2 protein-coding genes and 1 pseudogene are annotated in these 896 nt (G+C 71.7%); all 3 read right to left on the bottom strand.

All coding sequences use genetic code 11. The features are described from left to right. Positions 1–180: nucleoside-diphosphate kinase (locus I5G_RS16005; RefSeq protein ID WP_022879960.1), on the bottom strand; the 180-nt coding region annotated here is incomplete at its 3' end. Between the two features lie 3 nt (positions 181–183). Beyond that, positions 184–615, bottom strand: a complete 432-nt coding sequence (locus I5G_RS16000) for a DUF4233 domain-containing protein (RefSeq protein ID WP_022879959.1) — start codon at positions 613–615, stop codon at positions 184–186. Continuing rightward, positions 603–896, bottom strand: a pseudogene (locus I5G_RS22975) (dihydrofolate synthase); the annotation flags it as partial. The pseudogene I5G_RS22975 and the gene I5G_RS16000, both read right to left, overlap by 13 nt.

Here is an 896-nt window from a genome sequence, read left to right as displayed (position 1 = left end):
TAGAACGGCTTGCCCTCGCTGCTCGGCGTAGTGCTGCGCCAGGGTCTCGCGGTCGGGCTCGACCAGGCGGATGTCGACGAGGGCGTAGCCCTTCGCCTCGATGCGGGCGAGGATCGCGCCGGTGAGGCCGCGCGCGACCCCATCGGGCTTGACCAGGACGAGGGTCTCTTCGGTGGCCATGGGTCATTCTCCGTTCCAGAGGTCGGGGTCGGCGGCCCTCCGCGCGTTCGCGCGATCGAGAGCCGCTCCCTTGATCGTCGCATATGCCCACATCCCACCGAAAATAAGAGCGACGACGGCCAGAGCCGGAACCAGGATGCCACCGAGCGCCAGGATCACCTGGAGTGCCCAGCCCGCGATGATCGCCCAGCGGTGGCGGAGCAGACCCGAGGTCGCGACCATGGCGGCCGCCATGACGACGCCGCCCACGATCCCCCACCACGGCTCGATTCCCCACGGCAGCGCCTTGAGCCCGTAGACCACGAGTCCGCCGAGGAAGACGACGATCGACTCGAACCCGAGCACGACCGCGCCGAGCGACTCCTGGGCTCCGCGGACGCGCCGAGGACGCCGCTCCCGCGGAGCGCGAGGCTCGCGCGGACTCACCGCTGCCACCCGGCCTTCCAGTCCTCGAGCTCGGACAGGCGGATCGCTTCTCCGGCCAGGACGACGGACCCGGCGATGATCACGGCGCGACGGTCGGACTCCGCTGCCCACGCGCGCGCCGCGTCGGCGGCATCCTCCAGTGTCGGGTGCACCGTGACGGGCACGTCCGCCGCCTCCGCGACGTCGGCGATGAGGTCGGGATCGCCCGCGCGCTCGCTGTCGGGGGTGGTCGCGAACACGCGTGCCACCGCCGGGGTCAGCGTCGAGACGATGCCGACGGTGTCCTTCCC

Source organism: Microbacterium sp. B19 (assembly GCF_000333395.1).
GTDB lineage: Bacteria > Actinomycetota > Actinomycetes > Actinomycetales > Microbacteriaceae > Microbacterium.
Note: the sequence above shows the minus strand (reverse complement) of the source record. Positions and strands in the feature narration are given on the sequence as shown.